Raw genomic sequence first — 2,067 nt, 5'->3', positions numbered from 1 at the left:
CCACCGACATGCACGCCGCGCGCGCCGCGGCGTGCATGTCGGTGGCGTACGGCTTCTTGTCCTGGACGCAGAGCGGGTGTTCCGGCCGGTCGTCGAAGGTCTGGCAGTAGGGGTCGCTCTTGGGGAAGGAGTCGAGCGGCAGGGCGAGGCCCTTGTAGTGCGGGTTGACCTTCATGCCGGCGTTGCCGGGGTCTCCGTGGGCCCCCTCGTCGTCGGGGGTTCCCTTGAGGAACTCGGCGGCGGCCGGGTCCTGGGCGACCCACTCCCACAGCTGCCGGGTGGTGTCGGAGAGCGGCTGCGGCACGAGGGCGTCGCCGAGCTTGCCGCCGAAGTCCAGGTCGGCGTACTCGGGGTTGGAGCGGATGAACTCCGGGTCGCGGCCGAGGTTCTCGGGGTTCCCGGCGACGCTCTCGGCGAAGCGGGAGACGCCGTCGCGGTACGACTCCGTGAGGAGCTTGGCGACCAGGCGCGGGGTGAGCCGCAGGGTCGTCATCCGGGTGCCGTTGCGCTGCCGTACCTCGTCGGGGGCGCGGAACGACGCCTGGCTCTCGATGGAGTAGCCGATGGTGATGCCGGAGAGCGCCACCGGGGCGTAGACCGGGGTGCGGGTGGCGGAGGCGGGGGCGGCGCGGCCGACGAAGACCAGGCCGGGCGTGCCGGAGAGCAGCTTGACGCGGGCGGTCTCGTCGGGGACCTGGGCGTAGCCGTAGATCGCCCGGTCGCCGGTCCGGCAGAGGGCGGGCTGCCAGCGGGTGACGGCCTCGGCGGCCATCTCGCTGCCGAGGGTGCCGCGTTCCTCGGCGCCGATCGGGCAGTAGCTGCCGATCGGTTCGAAGCCGAGGGGGACGATGATGCGGTGCTTCCAGTTGGCCGGGCTGAGCGGCGAGGACTGGAGCTGGCCGCTGGACTGGGAGGTGTACGGGCTGCCGTCGACCTCCTTCTCGCCGCGCGGCACGATCACCAGCCAGCAGCCGCGGCCGGTGACGGTGCCGGCGGTCTCGACGGCGGCGCCGCAGCCGAGGCCGGGGGCCTCGACGCCGGTCTGCATCTCGAAGTGGACCTCGCCGGTGCCGCGGGCGTCGGTGCGGGCGTAGGGGACCTCGTTGGTGCTGTTGACGTCGAAGAACTCGTTCCAGTTGCCGGGGCTGACGTCGTCGCCGGTGACCGAGCGGAAGGGCGCGTACGAGATGCCGCTGGGGCCGGGCGGGGGCAGCGGCTGGTTCTCGGAGTCCTTGAGGTGGGCGCCGTAGTTGAGCTGCCGTCCGTTGGTGTAGGCGCCGGCGGCCTGGTTGCCGGCGCCCGCGCCGAGGGCGGAGGAGCCGCCGAACTGGCACTGGTCGGTGCCGGGGCCGTGCTCGTCGCCCCAGCACTGCATGATCTGCAGGTAGTTCGCGGCGTAGGCGGTGTCGGAGACGGTGGGCGCGCCGCCGGTCCAGTTGATCCGGACGACCTGGTTGACGAGGTTGCGGGTCTGGCCGACGGTGATCCTCAGGTCGGCGAACTCGCCGGTGCCGGAGACGGTCACCGCCGAGCCCTGCCCGGTGGCGGCGTAGGCGGGGGCGGCTGCCGGGTCGAGGCCGGTGCCGACGGTGGCGACGACGGGGACGAGGGCCAGGCACAGGGTGCCGAGGAGGGTGCGCAGCCGGCCGGGGCGTACGGGGGTCATCGGGGGCCCTCCCCCGCGCGGCGGGCCGCGAGCCGCCGGTGCAGCAGCGGCGGGCCGACGGTGACGAGGACGAGCATCAGGGCGCCGAGCACCATGAGGGTGGTCTGGAGTCCGCCGCCGACGCTCGCGGCGGTGGTCACGGGGACGCCGTACAGCTCGCCGCCGCCTCCGCCTCCGCCCGCCGCGCCGCCGCTCGCTCCCGCGCCGCCGCCCGCTCCCGCGCCGCCCGCGCCGCCGTCGCCGAGGGGCTGGCCGGTCTCGGGGTCGAGCGCGCCGCCGGTCGTGCCGCCGGAAGCCGCGCCGGCGGAGCCGGTGGCGCCCGCGCCGGAGGTGCCGGCGGTGCCGCCCGCGGCGGATCCGGTGGCCCCGGCGGAGCCCGTACCGCCGCCCGTGCCGCCGCC

General features: G+C 75.4%; 1 protein-coding gene and 1 pseudogene. Both read right to left on the bottom strand.

All coding sequences use genetic code 11. The annotated features are described in order from the left end of the window. The coding region (locus CCN56_RS38040) for a hypothetical protein (protein ID WP_218779495.1) at positions 1-1,666 on the bottom strand (1,666 nt) is incomplete at its 3' end. Continuing rightward, positions 1,663-2,067, bottom strand: a pseudogene (locus tag CCN56_RS38035) (hypothetical protein); the annotation flags it as partial. The pseudogene CCN56_RS38035 and the gene CCN56_RS38040, both read right to left, overlap by 4 nt.

This window comes from Streptomyces sp. NRRL B-24572, from assembly GCF_002156145.1.
In the GTDB taxonomy this organism is placed as follows: Bacteria; Actinomycetota; Actinomycetes; order Streptomycetales; family Streptomycetaceae; genus Streptomyces; species Streptomyces vietnamensis.
This window is presented reverse-complemented; position numbering and strand designations above follow the sequence as displayed.